We start from the raw sequence: 21,153 nt of genomic DNA on the forward strand, positions 1-21,153 counted from the left end.
AGCCTCACCGAACGTGAGTCCCACACCGCGCCGGCGTGCGACTCTGGCGTCGTTGGCGGATGAGCTCAACGTTTCGCGCACGACGATCTCGAATGCCTTCAATCGGCCCGATCAGCTCTCGCCGGGCCTGCGTGAGCGCGTGCTCGCGACGGCCAAGCGGCTCGGGTACGCCGGCCCCGACCCGGTGGCGCGATCGTTGCGCACCCGCAAGTCCGGCGCGGTCGGGCTGGTGATGGCCGAACCCCTCACCTACTTCTTCAGCGACCCCGCCGCGCGGGACTTCGTCACCGGGGTGGCGCAGTCGTGCGAGGCGCTGGGGCAGGGGCTGCTGCTGGTGGCCGTCGGGCCCAGCCGCAGCCTCAAAGACGGGACGGCCGCGGTGCTTTCGGCCGGCGTGGACGGCTTCGTGGTGTATTCGGTGTGCGACGACGATCCCTACCTGCAGGTGGTGCTGCAGCGCCGGCTGCCGGTCGTGGTGGTCGACCAACCCAAGGGGCTCGCCGGGGTCTCGCGGGTGGGCATCGACGACCGCGCCGCAATGCGCGAGCTCGCCGACTACGTGCTGGGCCTGGGGCACCGCGAGATCGGGCTGCTGACCATGCGGCTGGGCCGGGACCGGCGCCAGGGTCTGGTGGACGCCGACCGGCTGCGCTCACCCGCCTTCGACGTGCAGCGCGAGCGCATCGTCGGCGTGTGGGAGGCGATGACGGCGGCCGGCGTCGACCCCGATTCCCTGACCGTGGTGGAAAGCTACGAGCACCTGCCCGAATCGGGTGGGGCGGCCGCCAAGGTGGCCCTGGAGGCCAATCCGCGGATCACCGCGCTGATGTGCACCGCGGACATCCTGGCCCTGTCCGCCATGGATTACCTGCGCGCGCACGGCATTTACGTGCCCGGCCAGATGACCGTCACCGGATTCGACGGCGTGCCCGAGGCCATCAACCGCGGCCTGACCACGGTGTCGCAATCCAGCCTGCAGAAGGGCCGCCGGTCCGGGGAGCTGTTGTTGAAGCCGCCGCGTTCGGGTCTGCCGGCCGTCGAGCTGCTGGACACCGAGCTGGTCCGGGGCCGCACCGCCGGCCCGCCGGCGTGAGCCGGGCTACTTGGAGTCCTGGTCGCCGATCAGCAGCCGCACGGCCAGGTCCAGCCGCTTGCTGACGTCGGTGGCCGAGGCCCGCCGGGTGAGCCACGCCAGCAGGTTCGACAGCCACACGTCCGAGATCACCCGGGCGATGTGGTACTGGTCCTCGGTCGGTTCGCCGTCGGCCATCGCGCGCGCGAACATCGAATCGATGAGCTTCTCGACCTGGTCGACCTCGCTGGCCGCCGACGCGTCGGCGAACACGTAGGCGCGCGTCATCGCCTCGGTCAGCAGAGGATTGCGTTGCATCGCGCGGTTGAGCTTGCCCACCATGAAGTTGAGCCGCTGGAAGGGCGTGCCACCGGTCATCGCCGTGCGGTCCGTCTTGGCGTCGATGCGGCTGAACTCGCGGCCCAGCGCCGACACCAGCAGGTGCACCTTCGACGGGAAGTACCGGTACAGCGTCCCCACCGCGACATCCGCGCGATCGGCCACCGCCCGCATCTGAACTGCCTCGTAGCCGCCCTTGGAGGCGATGGCCATGGTGGCGTCCAGGATGCGCTTGCGGCGTTCCCGCTGCGCCTCGGACCCCAGTTCGGATTCCGCCAGTACCGCCACGTTTATGACCTCGCGCGGCTGCGCGTCAGACACGCGGCTCGGATTTGCGTTGGCTGGCATGTGACGGTTTGCTCCTGTTCCCGGCGGTTCGTTTGCAAACGATACGCATTCTGCGTGTGAATTTCCCACCTCCATACCGCCGTGGACAAGCGCTGTGCTGCTGTAATGGCGTTCGACTTGACGGTCGATCACTGGCACTATTAGAACACGTTCTAGTCTCCGGAGAGCGGGTTGCGTGCCAACACGTGATGGAGATACCCGCTTGGCGGGCAGATCGGACAATCAGGACAGGGATTCAACCCCCTTGTCACGTCGAGTCAAGGACGCGGAGGTCCTCAGGGTGGTAGCGACCGTCACCGACGAGCAGTTCGCCGCGCGGGCCCTGGTGCGCGACTGGGCCCGCAACACGACGTCGGGGCCGGGCGGCACCGCGGCGATCCGCGACGTGGAGCAGGGCAAGTCCGACGCCTGGCGGCCGGTGTTCTCCCGGCTGGCCGACCTGGGGATCTTCGGCGTCGCGATCCCGGAGGAGTTGGGCGGCGCGGACGGCAGCATCGAAGACCTGTGCGCGATGGTCGAGGAAGCGGCTAAAGCGCTGATCCCCGGGCCGGTGGCCACCACCGCGCTGGCCACGTTGGTGGTCTCCGACCCCGAGTTGTTGGGCGCCCTCGCCTCCGGTGAGCGCTTCGCCGGGCTGGCGCTGGAAGGCGACATCGAGTTCGACGGCGCGACGTCAAAGGCGTCGGGCACCCTGCCGTTCGCGCTGGGTGTCGCCGAGGGCGCCGTGCTGCTGGCACCGGCCGACGGGAAGTGGCTGCTGATCGACACCGGCGGTGAGGGCGTGCAGATCGAGTCCCTGCCTGCCGGCGACTTCTCCCGGCCCTTGGCCCGGGTGCTGTTGAACGCGGCCCCGGCCACCGTGGTGTCGAACACCCGCGCACGGGTCGAGGAGCTGGCCGCGACGGTGCTCGCGGCCGAGGCGGCCGGCATCACCCGCTGGTCACTGGAGACCGCCGTCGACTACGCCAAGGTCCGCGAGCAGTTCGGCAAGCCGATCGGCAGCTTCCAGGCCATCAAGCACATCTGCGCCGAAATGCTGTGTCGCGCCGAGCAGGCCGAGGTGGCCGCCGCCGACGCCGCCCGCGCCGCCGCCGAGGGCGAGGAATCCCAGTTCTCCATCGCCGCGGCCCTGGCCGCGAGCACCGGCATCGCCGCCGTGAAGGCCAACGTCAAGGACTGCATCCAGGTGCTCGGCGGCATCGGCTGCACCTGGGAGCACGACGCGCACCTGTACCTGCGCCGGGCGCATGCCATCGGCCGATTCCTGGGCGGGGCCGAGACCTGGTTGCGCCGCATCACCGCGCTGACTCAGGCGGGTGTGCGGCGCCGGCTGGGGATCGACCTGACCGAGGTCGAGGACCAGCGGGCGGAGATCGCCGCCACCGTCGCCCGGATCGCCGAGCTGCCCGAGGAGAAGCGGCAGGCGGCCCTGGCCGAGGCGGGCCTGCAGGCGCCGCACTGGCCGCCGCCTTACGGGCGCGGCGCGGGTCCGGCCGAGCAGCTGCTGATCGATCAGGAGCTGGCGGCGGCGGGCGTGACCCGGCCCGACCTGGTGATCGGCTGGTGGGCGGCGCCGACCATCCTCGAGCACGGCACGCCGGAACAGGTGGAGCAATTCGTGCCGGGCACGCTGCGTGGTGAATTCCTTTGGTGCCAGCTGTTTTCCGAGCCCGGCGCGGGCTCCGACCTGGCCTCCCTGCGCACCAAGGCGGTGCGCGCTGATGGCGGCTGGCTGCTGACGGGGCAGAAGGTGTGGACGTCGGCCGCGCACAAGGCGCGCTGGGGTGTGTGCCTGGCGCGCACCGATCCCGACGCACCGAAGCACAAGGGCATCACCTACTTCTTGATCGACATGAAATCGCCCGGCATCGACATCCGGCCGCTGCGCGAGATCACCGGTGACTCGCTGTTCAACGAGGTGTTCCTGGACAACGTGTTCGTGCCCGACGAGATGGTGGTCGGCGAGGTTAACGACGGGTGGCGGTTGGCCCGAACGACATTGGCGAACGAGCGGGTCGCGATGGCGAACGGAACGGCGCTGGGCAACCCGATGGAAGAGCTGCTGAAGTTGTTGGCGGCTAGGGATCTCGACGTCGCCGAGCAGGACCGGCTCGGGCGCCTGATCATCCTGGCGCAGACCGGCGCGCTGCTCGACCAGCGGATCGCCCAGCTGGCCGTCGGCGGCCAAGACCCCGGGGCGCAATCGAGCGTGCGCAAGCTCATCGGTGTCCGCTACCGCCAGGCCCTGGCCGAATTCACGATGGATGTCGCCGAGGGCGGCGGACTCGTCGACCGCCGGGCGGACAACGACCGAGCGGTATTCGACTTCCTCAACACCCGCTGTCTGACCATCGCCGGCGGCACCGAGCAGATCCTGCTGACCGTCGCGGCCGAGCGGCTCCTCGGCCTGCCCCGCTAGCCGAGATCGGCCGCGGCGGCGTGCAATTCGCGTAGCTCCTCGCACGCCATCGTGCCCAGCTCGCCGCTTTCGCCGGGTTCGGCCCAGCGGGCGTAGGCCTTCTTGAAAGCCAGCGCACCGAGCTCGGCGGCCAAAACGGCGGTCGACTCCGGTACGCCGCGGACCTGCAGCGCTTCGACCATCGCAAGCGCTAGCCCAATCTGCTTGAGCGCGTTGCGCTCTTGAAGTTCGGCGCTGGCCGCGATCGCGGCCTTGAGCCTCGGCGCGAGTTCCCGGTTGAACGATGTGAACGCCGAAGCCGCCGACTTCAAGCCGGAGCACACGGCGGCCAGCGGTGTCGCATCGGCGGGCGCCGTGGCGATGCCCTCGCGGAGTAGCTGCGCGATCGCGTCCTGGCCGGCCGCCAGCACGTCACGCTTGTCCGGGAAGTGCCGGAAGAACGTGCTTTTCGTAAGCCCGGCGCGCTCGGCGATCTGCGCGACGGTCGTCTGGTCGTATCCGCGCTCGTTGAACAGGTCGAGTGCCGCGGCGACCAAGCGTTCGCGCGCGTCGGGTTGCCAACGGGCCATAGCCTCACCTTAGTGATGCGACCATGGTCCCGTCACTGCTGTATGGTGATGGGACCATGGTCGCATCACTTGAAGGAGCTGCTCGTGCGCGTATTCGTCACCGGTGCCAGCGGAGGAATCGGCTCAGCCGTCGTCTCGGAACTGCTCGCCGCCGGCCATCGCGTCGTGGGCCTGGCCCGCTCCGAGGCGTCGGCTGAGACCATCAGCGGACTCGGCGCCGAGCCGCTGCGCGGCGACATCAACGAACTCGACGTCTTGCGGGAGGCTGCCGGCAACACCGATGGCATTGTCTACCTGGCGTTCTCGCACGACTTCACCAGTACCGGAGACGCGATCGGCGACGAGTCCCGCGCGGTCGCCGCGATCGGCGCCGCGCTCGTCGGCACCGATAAACCGCTGGTGCTGGCGAACGGTACCCCCGCGGTTGCCGGACGTACGAGCACCGAAGACGATCCCTTCAATGTCGACGGGCCGATGGCCGGACGCGGTCGCACCGGGCAATCCGTGATCGAGCTGGCCGAGCGCGGCGTCCGATCTGCCGTGGTGCGGCTACCGCGGTCGGTCCACGACGCCGGCGGGCGCTATGGGTTCGCCGGCCTGCTGATCCAAGCCGCACGCCAGCGCGGCGTGTCGGCATTCGTCGGCGACGGCGCGCAACGCTGGCCTGCTGTACATCGCAACGATGCGGCGTCGTTGTTCCGGCTCGCCCTCGAACAGGCCCCGCCCGGCTCGGTACTGCACGCGGTGGGTGACGAAGGTGACCCCATGCGGGCAATCGCCGAGGTGATCGGTCGCCGGCTCGGGGTACCCGTCGAATCCGCCCCGGCCGGGGCCTTCGGGCCGCTCGGAACGATGTTCGCGGTCGACCAGCCCTCGTCCAGCACCCTGACCCGCCTGCGATTCGGCTGGAACCCCACTGGTCCGAGCCTGCTCGACGACCTGGAGACCGGCGACTACCCGGAGTAGGGGTTAGGAGAACGTGGTGACCGCGCAGGTGCTCGGCGACGTGATGTTGACCCCGGAGTAGACCACCTGGATGTGGCTGCAGGCGATGACGTTGTTGTCGGTTTTGGGCTGGCCGGTCTGCCAATCGGTGGAGTCGATGCGCCCGTTGGTCTGGTACTTCTCCGGCGGGCCCTCACCCATGTAGATGGTGGTGATCTCGTCGGAACCCATCGACTTCATCACCCGCTCGTACTGGCCGTCGGCGTGCGCGTCGAGGTAGGCCAGCCGGTTCGAGGAGCGGATCTCGGTGGTCTGCCGGGCCCACAGGCCGGGCGGAAAGCCGGTCACCCCACCGGGCGTCAGCATGTCCGCCCCGGCGGTGAAGTCGCAGTGGCCGTCGGCCTTGAAGCAATTGAGGATGACGCGCGTCTCCAGTTGATTGGGCCCGTCGAGCGGGAACAGTGTGGTGGCGGTGTTGCTCGACGCCGCGCACACCGCGGCGGGCAGAAACATCGGCATCACTGCGACGACTGCGAATCCCGATACCAGCCGCATCATCGATGCTTCCCTTCCCTCTGACCCCAGGGTGAACTCAACCGCGCGACTATTCGTCGTAGGTGACTTCTACCGAATCAGATTCCGGGTGAGATTGACAGGCCAGAATCAGGCCCTCGTCCAGATCCTGCTGCTCGAGCACGTCGTTGACCTCCATGCTCACGTTGCCCTTGCGCAGCGTGCACGCGCACGCGCCGCAGTGACCCTCGCGGCAGGAGAAGGGCGCGTCGAGGCCCTTGGCCAACAGGACGTCGAGCAGCTTGGCGTTGCGCGGCCATGACACGGTGTGGGTTTCGCCGTCCAGCTCGACCACCGCGGTCGCCGGCGGCTCGTCACCTTCGGCGGTGTCCTCGATCTTCACCGCCGCGAACGGGTCCGACTCCAGCGACTTGAACACTTCGATATGTATCTGCGGCGCAGGCACTTTCAGCATTTCCAGCGCTTCTCTCGCCGAGTCCATGAAGGCGCCCGGGCCGCAGATGTAGACGGGCCGATCCGTGTAGGGGGCGGCCAGCTTGGCCAGCGCGGCCACGCTGGGCAGGCCCTGCAGCGATTCCAGCCAGTGCAACACCGTGAGCCGGTCGGGATATTTGGCCGACAGCTCGCGCAGGGCGTCGGAGAAGATCACCGACCGGTCGTCGCGGTTGGCGTAGACCAGCGTCACCTGCCCGCTGCCCTCGGCCAGCGCCGACTTGCAGATCGACATGATCGGCGTGATCCCGCTGCCCGCGGCCATCAGCAGGAAGTCGTCGCCCAGCGTTTTGGGGACGAAGTTGCCCGACGGGGCGAGCACGTGGATCCGCATGCCCTTGTGCGCGTGGTCGCACAGCCAGTTGGACGCGTAACCGTCCGCGGTGCGTTTGACCGTGACGGTGAGCGCGTCGTCGGTGAACGGCGAGCTGCACAACGAGTAGCAGCGGGCCACCGAGCCGGTGCGCTCGCTGGGAACGCGCAGCGTCAGGAACTGGCCCGGTGCGTACCGTAGCCGCTCGGGCGGGACGGCGGGGTCGCCCGCGTCGTCGGGTACCGCGAACACCAGGGACCGCGCATCGTCGGTCTCGGCGATGACCTCGGCGACCTGTAGTTCAAGGACGTGGTCACCGAGTGGCTCGTCGGGAATCGCCTCGGTCAAGGCCCGTCCCTTCCTTTCGTTGCAACTAGAACATGTTACAGAAAAGTGGATTCGTATCGCTACCAGCCGCAGGAATACCCTGCTCGACACAAATCGGAACGTGTTCTAGTCTCTGGTGTAAGTCCGCTGAGTAAGTCTGGCGCAGGAGGCAAACGTAAGTGACGTCCATTCAACAGCGTGATGCCCAGTCGGTTTTGGCTGGCATCGATGATCTGCTCCCGCAGATTCGCGAGCGCGCTCAGGCGACGGAGGACCTGCGGCGGCTGCCCGACGAGACCGTTCAGGACCTTCAGGATGTGGGCTTCTTCACCCTGTTGCAGCCCGAGCAGTGGGGCGGGCTGCAGTGCGATCCGACGCTGTTCTACGAGGCGGTGCGGCGGCTGGCCAGCGCGTGTGGTTCCACCGGCTGGGTGAGCTCGATCATCGGCGTGCACAACTGGCACCTGGCGCTGTTCGACCAGCAGGCGCAGGAGGAGGTCTGGGGCGAGGACCCCAAGACCCGGGTCTCGTCGTCGTATGCCCCGATGGGTGCCGGCGTGGTGACCGACGGCGGCTACCTGGTCAACGGTTCGTGGAACTGGTCGTCGGGATGTGACCACGCCACGTGGGCGTTCCTCGGCGGTCCGGTGATCAAGGACGGCCGCCCGGTCGATTTCGGCAGCTTCCTGATCCCGCGCAGCGAGTACCGCATCGACGACGTGTGGCATGTCGTCGGCCTGCGCGGCACGGGCAGCAACACCGTCGTCGTCAAGGACGTCTTCGTGCCGCGGCACCGGTTCCTGTCCTACAAGGCGATGAACGACGGCACCGCGGGCGGATACGAGAACAACACCGCCGCGGTATACAAGATGCCTTGGGGCACAATGCATCCCACCACGATCTCGGCGCCGATCGTCGGCATGGCCTACGGCGCGTACGACGCGCACGTCGAGCACCAGGGCAAGCGGGTGCGCGCCGCGTTCGCCGGTGAGAAGGCCAAGGACGACCCGTTCGCCAAGGTCCGCATCGCCGAAGCGGCCAGCGACATCGACGCGGCCTGGCGCCAGCTCAGCGGCAACGTCGCCGACGAGTACGCGCTGCTGTCGGCCGGCAAGGAGATCCCGTTCGACCTGCGTGCCCGCGCTCGCCGCGACCAGGTGCGCGCCACCGGCCGCGCGATCGCCTCCATCGACCGGCTGTTCGAGGCTTCCGGTGCCACGGCTCTGGGCAATGACCAACCGGTGCAACGGTTCTGGCGCGACGCGCACGCCGGTCGGGTGCACGCGGCCAACGACCCCGAGCGGGCCTACCAGATCTTCGGGAACAACGAGTTCGGGTTGCCGCCCGGCGACACCATGGTCTGATCCATGACGGTCTCTCAGTCCAAGACCGAGGAATTGACCTTCGAGTCCACCTCGCGCTTCGCAGAGGTGGACGTGGATGGGCCGCTGAAGCTGCACTACCACGAGGCGGGCGTGGGTAACGACCAGACGGTGGTGCTGCTGCACGGCGGCGGCCCGGGCGCGGCGAGTTGGACCAACTTCGCGCGCAACATCCCGGTGCTGGCGCAGCGCTTTCACGTACTGGCCGTCGACCAGCCCGGCTACGGCCACTCCGACAAGCGCGCCGAGCACGGGCAGTTCAACCACTACGCGGCGCGGGCGCTCAAGGGCCTCTTCGACCAGCTCGGTCTGGGACGTGTTCCGCTGATTGGGAATTCGCTGGGCGGTGGCACCGCGGTCCGCTTCGCGCTCGACTACCCGGACCGGGCCGGACGCCTGGTGCTGATGGGGCCGGGCGGGGTGAGCGTCAACCTGTTCGCGCCCGACCCGACCGAGGGCGTCAAGCGGCTGGGCAAGTTCTCCGCCGAGCCCACCCGCGAAAACCTCGAGGCGTTCCTGCGGGTGATGGTCTACGACCAGAAACTGATCACCGACGAATTGATCGACCAGCGGTTCGAATTGGCCAGCACGCCCGAATCGCTGACGGCGACGCGCGCGATGGGAATGTCGTTCGCCGGAGCCGATTTCGAGCTCGGCATGATGTGGCGCGAGGTGCATCGGCTGCGTCAGCCGGTGCTGCTGATCTGGGGGCGCGAGGACCGGGTCAACCCGCTGGACGGGGCGCTGGTCGCGCTGAAAACCATTCCGCGCGCGCAGCTTCACGTTTTCGGGCAATGTGGGCACTGGGCGCAGGTGGAGAAGTTCGACGAGTTCAACAAGCTCACCATCGATTTCCTGGGAGGTGCGCGATGAGCATCCGCTCTCTGGGTTACCTGCGTATCGAGGCCACCGACATGGCGGCCTGGCGCGAGTACGGCCTGAAGGTCCTCGGCATGGTCGAGGGCAAGGGCGCGACCGAAGGTGCGCTGTATCTGCGGATGGACGATTTCCCGGCCCGGCTGGTCATCGTGCCCGGGGAGCAGGACCGGCTGATCGAGGCGGGCTGGGAGTGCGCGAATGCGGCTGGCCTGCAAGAGATTCGTAACCGGCTGGACGTCGAGGGCACGCCCTACAAGGAGGCCACCGCCGCCGAACTGGCCGATCGCCGGGTCGACGAGATGATCCGGTTCTCCGACCCGTCCGGAAACTGCCTGGAGGTCTTCCACGGCGCCGCCTTGGAGCACCGCCGCGTGGTCAGCCCGTACGGCCACAAGTTCGTCACCGCCGAGCAGGGCCTGGGGCACGTGGTGCTGACCACCCGCGACGACGAAGAGACACTGCACTTCTACCGCGATGTGCTGGACTTCAAGCTGCGCGACTCGATGCGGCTGCCGCCCCAGGTGGTCGGCCGGCCCGCCGATGGCCCGCCGGCCTGGCTGCGGTTCCTGGGCTGCAACCCTCGCCACCACAGCCTGGCCTTCATGCCCGGACAGACCCCCAGTGGCATCGTGCACCTGATGGTCGAGGTCGAAGAGGCCGACGACGTCGGGCTGTGTCTGGACCGGGCGCTGCGTAAGAAGGTGCCGATGTCGGCGACCCTGGGCCGCCACGTCAACGACCTGATGCTGTCCTTCTACATGAAGACACCCAGCGGATTCGATATCGAATTCGGCTGCGAGGGACGGCAAGTCGAAGACGATGACTGGATCGCCCGGGAGAGCACCGCGATCAGCCTGTGGGGCCACGACTTCAGCGTCGGCTTCAAGGGGTAATTTCGAGGTTATGACTGCCGCGCCGATCGACCCGCGCACGTTCCGTAGCGTGCTCGGCCAGTTCTGCACCGGGATCACCATCATCACCACCGTGCACGACGACGCCCCCGTCGGCTTCGCCTGCCAGTCCTTTGCGGCGCTGTCTTTGGACCCGCCGCTGGTGCTGTTCTGCCCCACCAAGGTGTCCCGGTCGTGGAAGGCCATCGAGGCCAGCGGCCGGTTCTGCGTCAACATGCTGACCGAACAGCAGAAGCACGTCTCGGCCCGATTCGGCTCCAAGGAGTCCGACAAGTTCGCCGGAATCGACTGGCACCCCTCCGAGCTCGGCTCGCCGATCATCGACGGGTCGCTGGCCTACATCGACTGCACGGTGGCTTCCGCGCACGACGGGGGCGATCACTTCGTGGTTTTCGGTGCGGTGCAGTCGCTTTCGGAGGCACCAAAGATCAAGCCCCGGCCGCTGTTGTTCTATCGCGGCGAATACACCGGGATCGAGCCGGACAAGACGACGCCGGCGCAGTGGCGCGACGATCTGGAAGCGTTCCTGACCACCACCACGCAGGACACCTGGCTCTGAGCTGTCCCGGTCGTATCCCGTGTCTGACGACTGGTAAGCCGGGGTATGTAATACGACGAGGTCGGTAGATCACCCCAGCCCGGGAAGGCGGGTCGTCGTTGATTCGGTTCGGATGCGTGGCTTTGCTCGTCGCCGTTTCGGCGGTATCGGCATTCCTGGCGATCACGGGATCGTGGGGTTGGTGGATCGTCGCGACGATGGTTGCGGCGGTAGCCGCCGTAGGCTCTTACGACCTCATCCAGCGTGAGCACTCCGTTCTGCGGAACTACCCGGTGCTGGGGCATCTGCGGTTCATGTTGGAGGCGCTGCGCCCGGAAGTGCAGCAATACTTCGTTGAACGCAACTTCGACGGCCGGCCATTCGACCGCGACGTCCGCTCGCTGATCTACCAGCGCGCCAAGGGGACAGTCGCCGAGCAGTCATATGGCACCGAGCGCGACATCGATTGGGACGGCTACGAATACCTGGTTCACTCGACGGCCCCGGTCGAACCGCCGCCGGAACCCTATCGGGTTCGAATCGGTGGACCCGACTGCACGCAGCCCTACGACATCGCGCTGATGAACATCTCGGCGATGAGTTTCGGTTCGCTGTCCGGTAATGCGCTGCGGGCGCTGAACAACGGCGCACGCAAGGGTCGCTTCGCGCATGACACGGGCGAAGGTGGGCTGACGCCGTACCATCTCGGCGGTGCGGACGTGATCTGGGAAATCGGATCCGGTTACTTCGGAACCCGGACCAAGGACGGTGCGTTCGATCCAGTTCAGTTCGCGGACAAGGCCGCTCACGAGTTGGTGAAGTGCATCTCGATCAAGCTGAGTCAAGGCGCGAAGCCTGGCATCGGTGGCGTCCTTCCAGCCGCGAAGGTCAGCAGGGAGATCGCCGCCTACCGCGGTGTGCCGATGGGTGAGAAGTGCATCAGCCCGGCGGCACACTCGGAGTTCGCCACTCCGCGCGAGCTGATCAGCTTTGTGGCGCGGCTGCGTGAGTTGGCCAAGGGCAAGCCGGTGGGCTTCAAATTGTGTGTCGGGTCGAGGACCGACGTGCTGGGAATCTGCAAGGCGATGCTCGCGGAGCGGGTGACGCCCGATTTCATCATTGTCGACGGCGCCGAAGGCGGTACCGCCGCCGCGCCGCTGGAATACGAAGACCACGTTGGTCTGCCCCTCACCGATGGGCTGATGATCGTGCACAACGCGCTGGTCGGTACGGGCCTGCGCGACCGCATCCGAATAGGCGCGAGCGGCAAGGTCGCAACCGGAAACGACATCGTCAAACGTCTCATCCAGGGCGCGGACTACACCAACTCCGCCCGGTCGATGATGATGGCGGCAGGCTGCATCCAATCCCAGCGATGCCATACCAACCGCTGCCCGGTCGGGGTGGCAACCCAAGACCCGGCCCGGGCGCGCGCACTGGACGTCGCGGACAAAAGCGAGCGCGTATACCGCTACCAGCGGGCGACCGTCGCACAGGCGATGCTGATCATGGGGTCGATGGGTGTCTCCGACCCGTCCATGTTGAACCCCCACATGCTGCGCAAGCGCGTCTCGGCCGTCGAACAACGCTCGTATGCCGAGCTTTACGAATGGCTGCCGACCGGCGGGCTGCTGGATCATGCCCCTGCCACCTGGCGGTCAGATTGGGACGCGGCCGATCCCGACTCGTTCGCTCCGGCCGGGACTTCGCGTCCAACGATCTGCTAGAGACGCCCTGCTCTGCCTCCGATGTTTCGCACGCGCTCGGGCGGGAATGCGTGACGCATGCACGCGACCGCGCCTTCACAGGTCCGTACGGCCCGGGGCACCCGGACGCTGGTCGACTATCTCAATACGCAAATCGATCGGACAGAGGCGGGCGACGTCGCTCTGCGCCATGGTGAAGGCGACGACACCATTCACGACACCCGGGTGGCGATCCGGCGGTTGCGCAGCACACTGCGAGTGTTCGCCAAGGCGCTGGACGCATCGGAAATCGAGGGTATGGAAACCGAACTCAAGTGGTTTGCCGGACTGCTCGGCGATGTTCGCGATTGCCAAGTCCAACGCGCCCGGTTCGACCGGGTGCTCGACGCCATGCCCGACGAACTGATACTGGGTCCAGTCAGATCGCGGATCGGCAGTCATTTTGCGTCCATCGAGCTTCCGGCACGCGAACACGTGAGGGAGACAATGGAATCCGCGCGCTACCAGAGCATGATGGCCGCGCTACGACGCTGGCGCACCGAACCTCCCATTGCCGGGGCCGTGACGGCCGGAACGCTGCGACAGCGGGCGCGCCGTGCACAGCGCAAGGCCGACCGGCGGTTGGCGGCCGCGCTCGAATCGGAAGAAGCCGCACTGCTGCACCGTGCGCGCAAAGCGGCCAAGCGTGCCCGGTACGCCGCCGAACTCTGCGATTCTTTGGGCAAGCGAAATCGCGCCAAACGAACCATCAAGCGTTACAAGCGGATACAAAGCACGCTGGGCGACCATCAGGACTCCGTGGTCGCCGCGGAAGCGCTCCGCAGGATGGGATCGGCGGCGGGAACCACGGTCGGAGAGAACGGCTTTACCTTTGGCATGATGTATGCGCGCGAACAGCAGATCGCTCGCCAATGCCGTCGCGATGCCCGGCAGCTCTGACGGGCGAACGGGGCCGTGGCAAAAGCGGCAATGATTATCGCGTGTCGCGATAGTCGGAGGATTTGCCGTGCCGGGGCAGGTCGGCGTCGGTTGGCTGCTCCCCCCTCCACCCGGTATCGCGCTCGGCGCCGGATTGATCCGTAGCCGCGCCCCGGTCGGCGTCAACCCTCGGGTCGACCTTGTCGGCGCGCTCCCATTGCTCTTGGACCTCTTCGCGCGATGTCGCGGCTTCGCTTTGGTGCGCTCCCGCCCGGCTCTGCAGTCGCGCCGCCTCCGCGGCCTTGGCATCGGCCTCCGCCTGCGCGGCACGCGCCTTTGCTGCCGTCTCCGCGGCAAGCGCTTCACGGCGTTCGACTTTCTCCGTCTGCACACTGGCCTCTTGACGGATCTGTGCGGCTTGGCGCTGACGGCGCTGGATCGTGGCCCTCCTGGCCACGATGATCAGGACAACAATCAACACGACTGCTACTGCGGCGATGACAATCCAGGCGATCTGGTTGGTACTCATGGCGAGCTCCGTTTGATGAATCGATCTTTGCTATTTACGGGCTGGCCCGTCCTAGCCGATTGCCCTCTTCGGCACGAATCAAACAAGTTCGACGATTACCGCGAGGCCAGCCACGTCTCGCCGAGGGCCTCCTGATCGCAATCGGCCTTAGGAAAATTCGAACCCACCAGGATGTTGAGACTCGCCCGCTCGGACAGAATGGTGTCATGACGCTGGACCTGGACGGGTACTTCGACCGGATCAACTACCGCGGCGCCGCCGAGCCGACCCTCGAGGTGCTGCAGGACCTGATGACCGCGCACACGGGGTCGATCCCGTTCGAGAACCTCGATCCGCTGATGGGCGTACCGGTCGACGACCTGAGCCCGGAAGCCCTGACCGACAAGCTGGTCCGCCGGCGCCGCGGCGGTTACTGCTACGAGCAAAACGGCCTGATGGGGTACGTGCTAACCGAGATCGGGTTCCGCGTGCGGCGGTTGGCCGGCCGGGTGGTCTGGATGCTGGCGCCCGACAGCCCCGTGGGCGCCCAGACACACACGGTGCTCGCGGTGACGTTCCCGGGATCGCAGGGTTCGTTCCTGGTCGACGTCGGGTTCGGTGGCCAGACGCTGACCTCACCCATTCGCTTGCAGACCGGGAACGCGCAGCAGACCACGCACGAGCCGTACCGGCTCAACGACCGCGGCGACGGCCTGGTCCTGCAAGCCCTGATCCGGGACGAGTGGCAACCGCTCTATGTGTTCGGCACCCAGACCGCGCCGCAGGTCGATCTGCGGGTGGGCAGCTGGTATGTGTCCACGCACCCGTCGTCGATCTTCGTGACCGGCCTGACGGTCGCGCTGACCACCGACGACGCCCGCTACAACCTGGCCGGGCGGAACCTGACCATTCACCGCGCCGACGGCAGCGAGAAGATCCGCCTGGATGACGCGGCGGCGGTCGTCGACGTGCTCGGCGAGCGGTTCGGCATCGATGTGGCGGCCATCGGCGACCACGGTGCGCTCGAGGCGCGCATCGCGCAGGTGCTCGACGCGTAGGCGTCCGCCGCTCTGGCTAGCGGGCCGGGAGCCAGGGACCGAGGCGCCGCACCGCTTCCTCGATGTCGTTCGTCGGCCCCGCGAAGGACAGCCGCACGTACGAATTGCCGCGCGCGGTGTCGAAGTCGATGCCCGGTGCGATCGCAACGCCGGTCTCTGCCAACAACTTTGAACAGAACTCCATCGAGTTGTCGGTAAAGTCCGAGACGTCGGCGTACACGTAGAAGGCGCCGTCGGTCGGGGCCAGCCGTTCGATGCCGATGCTGCGCAACCCGTTTAGCACCAGCGAGCGATTGGTCGCGTAGTGATGCAGGTGGCCGTCGGCCTCGGCGGTGGCCGCCGGGGTGAAGGCCGCCACCGCGGCGAGTTGGGACAGCACGGGCGGGCAGATGGTGAAGTTGCCGGTGAGGCAATCCACCGCGCGGCGCAGCTCGGGCGGCACCAGAAGCCAGCCCAGCCGCCAGCCCGTCATCGCGTAGTACTTGGAAAAGCTGTTGACGACCACCGCATTTCGCGAGGTCTGCCACGCGCAGCTGGTCTGGGGTGCCCCTTCGTAGACCAGGCCGTGGTAGACCTCGTCGCTGATCAGCCGCGCTCCGGACGCGTCGCACCAGGACGCGATGGCGGCAAGCTCCGCGGGCTCGATGACCGTGCCCGTCGGGTTGGCCGGGCTCGCCACGATGACGCCCTGCACCGGCCGGTCGAGCTCGGCGAGCATCTGCGCGGTCGGCTGGAAACGCGTCTCCGGGCCGCAGGGGATCTCCACCACCTCGCACCCCAACGCCGACAAGATGTTTCGGTAGCACGGGTAGCCGGGGCTGGCCAGCGCCACCCGGTCACCGACGTCGAAGCACGCCAGGAAGGTGAGCAGGAAGCCGCCCGAGGAGCCCGTGGTGATCACCACCGCGTCGGGTTGGACGTCGAGCCCGTGCTGGCGCTGATAGTCCGCGGCGATCGCGGTGCGGAGCTCGGGGGTGCCCAACGACACCGAGTAACCCAGGTCGTTGGAATGCACGGCGGCGGCCGCGGCCGCGCGCACCGGCTCGGGCGCCCCCACGCTGGGCTGGCCCGCCGACAGGTTTACCAGGTCGCCGTGGCTGCGCTGGCGTTCCGCGGCCGCCAGCCAGACATCCATCACATAAAACGGTGGGATGCCGGCGCGCAGCGAGACACGGTCGGTCACGGCGTCTTGAGTACCTCGGATTCCAGTCGCCTAAGCAATTCTTGCGACGAATCCAGCAGGTGCGCACTGCCGTGGGCACGCTTGAAGTACAGGTGCATGTCGTGTTCCCAGGTGATCGCGATGCCGCCGTGCAGCTGGATGCCCTCGGCGGCCACCGTGTTCAGCGCCTCGGTGGCGGCCAGGCGGGCGGCGGCGGCGTTGGTGGGAGTGGGGTCATCGCACGCATCGGCGACGACGGTCTTCGCGGCGGCGACGGTGACGTACAGGTCGGCCATCCGATGCTTGAGGGCCTGGAAGCTGCCGATCGGCCGGCCGAATTGCACTCGGTCCTTTGCGTATTCGACGGTCAGTTCCAAACAGCGCTCGGCGGCGCCGATCTGCTCGGCGGCCAGCAGGACGGCCGCCATGTCCGCCAGCCCCGGGTCGGTGCCGATCGACTCGGTCTCCTCTGGTGTCAGTCGCGCCAGGTGCCGGGTCGGGTCCATGGTGGTGACGGGCTCCGCACCGAATCGCGTCCACCTGCTCACCTTGCCGTCCTGGACGGCGACCACGACGTCGGCGACATCGCCGTTCACCACGTAGTCGGCATCGAGCACCAGGGCGCCGATCGAGGTTCCCTCGGCGAGGCCTTCCAGCGTCGTGGCGTCCGGCTCGGTTGCGCTCAGCAGCGCCAGCTCGGCCAGCGTGGTGCCCAGCAGCGGGGAGGGCACCAGGGCGCGGCCGAGCTCCTGCAAAACGGCTGCGGCGTCGGCTAATTCGCCGCCCGCGCCGCCCAACTCCTCGGGTATCACCAGGGCCGCGGCGCCGACCTGCTCGCACAGCAGCTGCCACAGTGATTCGTCGTAGCCGCGGTCGGATTCCATGGCCGCGCGCACGGCCGCCGGGCCGGCGTGCTTGGCTACCAGGGCGGCGACGGTCTCGTGGAGTAGCTCGCGTTCTTCAGTCATGGGCGCCGCTCCTCCATTGCTACGTTCTGCATCGTCGCGGCGCGAGTGGTACTCATAGCGCCTCCAGCACTCGCCGCCGATGCTCCTCCGGTGTCCCCCAGGCCGACCGCAATGCCTGCACGCGCAGCAGCAACAGCGACAGGTCGTGTTCCTGGGTGAAACCGATTGCGCCGTGGGTCTGCAACGCCGAGCGCGCCGCCAGCAGCCCCGCCTCGGAGGCGGCCGCCTTGGCCGCGCTGACGTCGCGCGGGTTCATCGTCAGCGCCGCGCCGTAGATCAGCGGCCGGGCCAGTTCGATGGCGATGTGCACGTCGGCGAGCTTGTGCTTGATCGCCTGATACGAGCCGATCACCCGGCCGAACTGGGTGCGTTGCTTGGCGTACTCGACCGCGCCGTCGCGCAGCGCCTCGGCCGCACCGATCAGCTGGGCCGCGGTGGCCAGTGCGCCGAATTCGTAGGCGCGCTTGACGTCTGCCTGCCACGCCGTGCCGGTGGCGGTCACGTCGGAAAGCGTCCGGCTGGGGTCGACCGACTCGTGGACCTCGCCCGGTGTCGCTTCGGTGACACCGTCCTCGCCGGCCAGTAGCACCAGGCCGGCGACGTCGGCGTCGACGGCACGCGGTGTCTGCGGCGGCAGCGCGACGGTGGCGATCAGCTCACCGGACGCCAATCCGGCGCAGCGCTCGGCGTGATCGTCAGAGGCGAGCAATAGCGGTGCCACGGCGATGGATTCGGCCACCGGTCCCGGCACGCACCAATGCCCGAGGCGCTCGATCGCGACGACGAGGTCGACCGGATCGGCCTCGATGCCGTCGAACTTCTCCGGCACGGCCAGGGCGGTGACGCCGAGGTTGGCCAGCTGCTCCCACACCTTGCGGCCCGGCGCCGTATCGCCCGCGGACCACGCGCGCACCGCACCGGGCAGATCCGCCGCGCCGAGCGCGGCGTCGATGCTGGCCGCGAAGTCGCGCTGCTGTTCGTCTAGCGCAAATTTCACTTCTTGCCCCCGGACTTCTCGCGCGGCAGGCCCAGCAGCCGCTCGGAGATGATGTTGCGCTGAATCTCGTTGGTGCCGGCGTAGATCGGGCCGCCCAACGCGAACAGCAGGCCCTCGGTCCACCGGCTGGTGAGCTCGCCGTCGGCGGCGAGCAGGTCGAGCGCGGTCTGGTGCAGTTCGACGTCGAGGTCAGACCAGAACACCTTGGTCACCGACGATTCGGCGCCCAGCTCGCCGCCGAGGGCCAGCCGGGTCACCGTGCCGAGGGTCTGCAGCCGGTAGGCCTGCGCCTTGATCCAGCCGTCGGCGACCCGGTCGGCGAACGCGTCGGGAGAGCCACTGTCCTTCCACAGCTGCACCAGTCGCTCCGCGGTGGCCAGGAAGCGGGCCGGGCTGCGCAGTGACATGCCGCGCTCGTTGCTCGAGGTGCTCATGGCCGCCCGCCAGCCCTCGTGCGGGGTGCCGATCACGTCCGCGTCGGGCACGAAGACGTCGTCGAGGAAGATTTCGCCGAACCCGGTGTCGCCGCCCAGCTGGACGATGGGCCGCACCGTGACGCCCTGGGCCTTCAGGTCGAACATGAAGTAGGTCAGCCCGTTGTGCCGCTCGGCGCCGGGGTCGGAGCGGAACAGCCCGAAACCGCGCTCGGCGAACGGTGCCCGCGAGCTCCAGATCTTCTGCCCGTTGAGCAGCCAGCCGCCGTCGGTCTGGGTGGCGGTGGACCGCAGCGACGCCAGGTCGCTGCCCGACTCGGGTTCCGACCACGCCTGCGCCCAAATCTCCTCGCCGCTGGCCATTTTCGGCAGGATGCGGTCGCGCTGTTCCTCGGTGCCGTGCGCGAACAGCGTCGGCGCCAGCATCGAGGTGCCGTTGGCGCTGGCCCGGCCGGGCGCCCCGGCGCGGAAGTACTCCTCCTCGAATACCACCCAGTGCAGCAGCGGCGCGTCACGGCCCCCGTACTTCTTCGGCCAGGTAATCACCGAGAGCCCGGCGTCGAACAGCACGCGATCCCAATGCCGGTGCTGTTCAAAGCCTTCAGCGTTGTCGTATGACTTCGTCGGGATCGAATCGGCGTTGGCCGACAAGAAGTCCCGCACCTCGGCCTGGAAGGCCAAGGTGTCTTCGTCGAGTTCCAGATCCATTAGTCCTGCTCTCGCAGTTGTGGTTTGACCACCTTGCCGCCCGCATTGCGCGGCAACGCGTCGACGAACCGCACCGACCGCGGTGCCTTGAAGTTCGCCAGATGCTCACGGGTGTAAGCGATCACGGATTGTTCGTCGAGTTGGGCGCCGGGACGGGTCACCAGGTACGCCCGGCCTACTTCGCCGAGCCGCTCGTCGGGAACCCCGATCACGGCGGCGTCGGCCACGCCGTCCATGCGCGCCAGCACCTGCTCGACCTCGGCGGGGTAGACGTTGAATCCACCGCAGATGTACATGTCTTTCAGCCGGTCGGTGATCCGCAGGTTGCCGGCGGCGTCGACGGCGCCGATGTCACCGGTGTGCAGCCACCCGTCGGCGTCGATGGCGGCCGCGGTGGCCTCCGCGTCTTCGAGGTAGCCCAGCATCACGTTCGGTCCGCGCAGCAACACCTCGCCCGATTCCCCGGGTGGGTCGGCGTCGATGCGCAGTTCGAAGTCGGCGAACGGGCGTCCGCAGGTGGTGGCCACGGTGACGGCGTCGTCGTCGGCGCGGCACATGGTTCCCATGCCGTTGGCCTCGGTCAGCCCGTAGGCGGTCAGCACGATGTCGATGTCGAGTTCGGACTGCATGCGCTCGACGAGCACGACCGGCACGGTCGCGGCACCGGTCACCGCGAACCGCAGTGAGCTCAGGTCGTAGTCGTTGCGTGCCGGGTGGTCCAGCAGCGTCTGGTAGATGGTGGGCGGCCCGGGCAGCACCGTGATGCGGTGTCGCTCAATGGCTTGCAGCGCGCGCAGCGGATCGAAGGTCAGGTGGGGGATCAGCGTCGCGCCGGTCTGCAGGCAGGCCAGGATGCCGGCCTTGTAGCCGAAGTTGTGGAAGAACGGGTTGATGCACAGGTAGCGGTCGTCACTGGTGATCTTGCCGTTGGCCGCCCAGGCCGCCGAGGCGGACAGCGACTGCCGGTGCGCGCACAGCACGCCTTTGCTGCGGCCGGTGGTACCGGAGGTGAAGAGGATGTCGCTGACGTCATCGGGTACGACGGCAGACGCGCGAGCGGCAACCGCGTCGAGGTCGCTGCCGCGCGCGACGAATTCGTCCCAGGTTCCCGGAACAGGATCGTCTGCGTCGATCGGTATCCGCACGACGTGCCGCAGCGCGGGCAGCGCCGCACGGTCCAGGTCGGCGATGCGATCGTTGCCGAGGAATCGGCCCATCCCGAAGAGCACGGGCGCGCGGGTGCGGGCCAGGATGTCGCTGGCCTCGGCGGCGGTGTAGCGGGTGTTCAACGGCACCATCGCCGCCCCGGCGTGGTGGATCGCCAGGCAGGCCACCACCCAGTGCCAGGTGTTCGGCGACCAGACGGCCACCCGGTCGCCCGCCCGCACACCGAGGTCGATCAGGGCGGCGGCGGCCCGGTGCACTTCGTCGCGCAGCGCGGCCGCGGTGAAGGACCGTTCGTCGGTGATCAACGCGTCGTGATCGGGGAGCTGGCCCGCGAAACGATCCAGCGCCGCGGGCACCGTGCGCGGATCGTTGGTCATCGAATGCTCCTAGAGAGTTCCGCCCGCGAAGCGCAGTCACCGACGGCCTAACAAAGCAAGTGCTTGGTAGGTTAGCCTACAG

Annotated in this window: 20 protein-coding genes; 10 read left to right on the forward strand and 10 right to left on the reverse strand. The window is 67.9% G+C overall.

Translation table 11 applies throughout. From position 1 onward, the window contains the following. Positions 1-13: 13 nt before the first annotated feature. Positions 14-1,093, forward strand: a complete 1,080-nt coding sequence (locus A5760_RS15000; RefSeq protein ID WP_064882073.1) for a LacI family DNA-binding transcriptional regulator — start codon at positions 14-16, stop codon at positions 1,091-1,093. Between the two features lie 6 nt (positions 1,094-1,099). On the opposite strand, the gene kstR is transcribed toward A5760_RS15000, so the two are convergent. Beyond that, entirely contained in the window at positions 1,100-1,699 is a 600-nt protein-coding gene (kstR, locus tag A5760_RS15005) for a cholesterol catabolism transcriptional regulator KstR (protein ID WP_064882776.1), read from the reverse strand. A 340-nt stretch (positions 1,700-2,039) separates the two neighbouring features. Here kstR and A5760_RS15010 point away from each other — a divergent pair, with 340 nt between their 5' ends. Beyond that, positions 2,040-4,178 carry an acyl-CoA dehydrogenase gene (locus A5760_RS15010; protein WP_064882074.1) on the forward strand — a complete coding sequence of 713 codons (2,139 nt, stop codon included), beginning with the start codon at positions 2,040-2,042 and terminating at the stop codon, positions 4,176-4,178. On the opposite strand, the gene A5760_RS15015 is transcribed toward A5760_RS15010, so the two are convergent. After that, the gene (locus A5760_RS15015) at positions 4,175-4,747 is read right to left on the reverse strand and encodes a TetR/AcrR family transcriptional regulator (protein WP_064882077.1); all 573 of its coding nucleotides are present in this window, start codon (positions 4,745-4,747) and stop codon (positions 4,175-4,177) included. The genes A5760_RS15010 and A5760_RS15015 overlap by 4 nt on opposite strands. 84 nt (positions 4,748-4,831) lie before the next feature. Between A5760_RS15015 and A5760_RS15020 the strand changes: the two genes are divergently transcribed. After that, positions 4,832-5,713, forward strand: a complete 882-nt coding sequence (locus A5760_RS15020) for an SDR family oxidoreductase (protein WP_064882778.1) — start codon at positions 4,832-4,834, stop codon at positions 5,711-5,713. Between the two features lie 3 nt (positions 5,714-5,716). On the opposite strand, the gene A5760_RS15025 is transcribed toward A5760_RS15020, so the two are convergent. Both A5760_RS15025 and A5760_RS15030 read right to left on the reverse strand, forming a co-directional pair. Next, on the reverse strand, positions 5,717-6,250 hold the full coding sequence (locus A5760_RS15025) for a hypothetical protein (protein ID WP_064882079.1): 534 nt from the start codon (positions 6,248-6,250) through the stop codon (positions 5,717-5,719). Positions 6,251-6,296: 46 nt separating this feature from the next. Beyond that, positions 6,297-7,379 (reverse strand): ferredoxin--NADP reductase, encoded by a 1,083-nt coding sequence (locus A5760_RS15030; protein ID WP_064882080.1) that lies wholly within the window; start codon positions 7,377-7,379, stop codon positions 6,297-6,299. A gap of 158 nt (positions 7,380-7,537) precedes the next feature. Between A5760_RS15030 and hsaA the strand changes: the two genes are divergently transcribed. The 6 genes from hsaA (at position 7,538) to A5760_RS15060 (ending at position 13,713) form a co-directional block, all read left to right on the forward strand. Then, positions 7,538-8,722, forward strand: coding sequence for a 3-hydroxy-9,10-secoandrosta-1,3,5(10)-triene-9,17-dione monooxygenase oxygenase subunit (hsaA, locus tag A5760_RS15035; protein ID WP_064882082.1), 1,185 nt, complete (start codon positions 7,538-7,540; stop codon positions 8,720-8,722). Positions 8,723-8,725: 3 nt separating this feature from the next. Continuing rightward, positions 8,726-9,613, forward strand: coding sequence for a 4,5:9,10-diseco-3-hydroxy-5,9,17-trioxoandrosta-1(10),2-diene-4-oate hydrolase (hsaD, locus tag A5760_RS15040; protein WP_064882084.1), 888 nt, complete (start codon positions 8,726-8,728; stop codon positions 9,611-9,613). Beyond that, positions 9,610-10,512: an iron-dependent extradiol dioxygenase HsaC gene (gene hsaC / locus A5760_RS15045; protein ID WP_064882086.1), complete on the forward strand. Its 903-nt coding sequence runs from the start codon at positions 9,610-9,612 to the stop codon at positions 10,510-10,512. Before hsaD ends, hsaC begins: the two co-directional genes overlap by 4 nt. Before the next feature lie 10 nt (positions 10,513-10,522). Beyond that, positions 10,523-11,089, forward strand: coding sequence for a 3-hydroxy-9,10-secoandrosta-1,3,5(10)-triene-9,17-dione monooxygenase reductase subunit (gene hsaB / locus A5760_RS15050; RefSeq protein WP_064882088.1), 567 nt, complete (start codon positions 10,523-10,525; stop codon positions 11,087-11,089). Between the two features lie 98 nt (positions 11,090-11,187). After that, positions 11,188-12,795: an FMN-binding glutamate synthase family protein gene (locus A5760_RS15055; RefSeq protein ID WP_064882090.1), complete on the forward strand. Its 1,608-nt coding sequence runs from the start codon at positions 11,188-11,190 to the stop codon at positions 12,793-12,795. A 57-nt stretch (positions 12,796-12,852) separates the two neighbouring features. Next, a complete protein-coding gene (locus A5760_RS15060; RefSeq protein WP_064882091.1) occupies positions 12,853-13,713 on the forward strand; it encodes a CHAD domain-containing protein in 861 nt (286 codons plus the stop codon). Between the two features lie 34 nt (positions 13,714-13,747). On the opposite strand, the gene A5760_RS15065 is transcribed toward A5760_RS15060, so the two are convergent. Continuing rightward, complete coding sequence (locus tag A5760_RS15065) at positions 13,748-14,221, reverse strand: hypothetical protein (protein ID WP_064882093.1); 474 nt, start codon at positions 14,219-14,221, stop codon at positions 13,748-13,750. Between the two features lie 206 nt (positions 14,222-14,427). Between A5760_RS15065 and A5760_RS15070 the strand changes: the two genes are divergently transcribed. Next, positions 14,428-15,258, forward strand: a complete 831-nt coding sequence (locus A5760_RS15070) for an arylamine N-acetyltransferase family protein (protein WP_064882095.1) — start codon at positions 14,428-14,430, stop codon at positions 15,256-15,258. Between the two features lie 16 nt (positions 15,259-15,274). Here A5760_RS15070 and A5760_RS15075 read toward each other — a convergent pair whose 3' ends face one another. From A5760_RS15075 to fadD3, 5 genes are read right to left on the reverse strand one after another with little or no spacing between them, the layout of a single operon-like run. Continuing rightward, positions 15,275-16,441: a pyridoxal phosphate-dependent aminotransferase gene (locus A5760_RS15075; protein ID WP_064882097.1), complete on the reverse strand. Its 1,167-nt coding sequence runs from the start codon at positions 16,439-16,441 to the stop codon at positions 15,275-15,277. Next, on the reverse strand, positions 16,438-17,388 hold the full coding sequence (locus A5760_RS15080) for an acyl-CoA dehydrogenase family protein (RefSeq protein ID WP_064882099.1): 951 nt from the start codon (positions 17,386-17,388) through the stop codon (positions 16,438-16,440). The genes A5760_RS15075 and A5760_RS15080 overlap by 4 nt, the downstream gene beginning before the upstream one ends. Positions 17,389-17,440: 52 nt before the next feature. Next, a complete protein-coding gene (locus A5760_RS15085) occupies positions 17,441-18,385 on the reverse strand; it encodes an acyl-CoA dehydrogenase family protein (protein ID WP_064882102.1) in 945 nt (314 codons plus the stop codon). After that, positions 18,382-19,527: an acyl-CoA dehydrogenase family protein gene (locus A5760_RS15090; protein ID WP_064882104.1), complete on the reverse strand. Its 1,146-nt coding sequence runs from the start codon at positions 19,525-19,527 to the stop codon at positions 18,382-18,384. Before A5760_RS15090 ends, A5760_RS15085 begins: the two co-directional genes overlap by 4 nt. Then, positions 19,527-21,071 carry a 3-((3aS,4S,7aS)-7a-methyl-1,5-dioxo-octahydro-1H-inden-4-yl)propanoate--CoA ligase FadD3 gene (fadD3, locus tag A5760_RS15095; protein WP_064882106.1) on the reverse strand — a complete coding sequence of 515 codons (1,545 nt, stop codon included), beginning with the start codon at positions 21,069-21,071 and terminating at the stop codon, positions 19,527-19,529. Before fadD3 ends, A5760_RS15090 begins: the two co-directional genes overlap by 1 nt. Between the last annotated feature and the right edge of the window lie 82 nt (positions 21,072-21,153).

It is taken from the genome of Mycobacterium colombiense, assembly GCF_001665835.1.
Classification (GTDB): domain Bacteria; phylum Actinomycetota; class Actinomycetes; order Mycobacteriales; family Mycobacteriaceae; genus Mycobacterium; species Mycobacterium colombiense_A.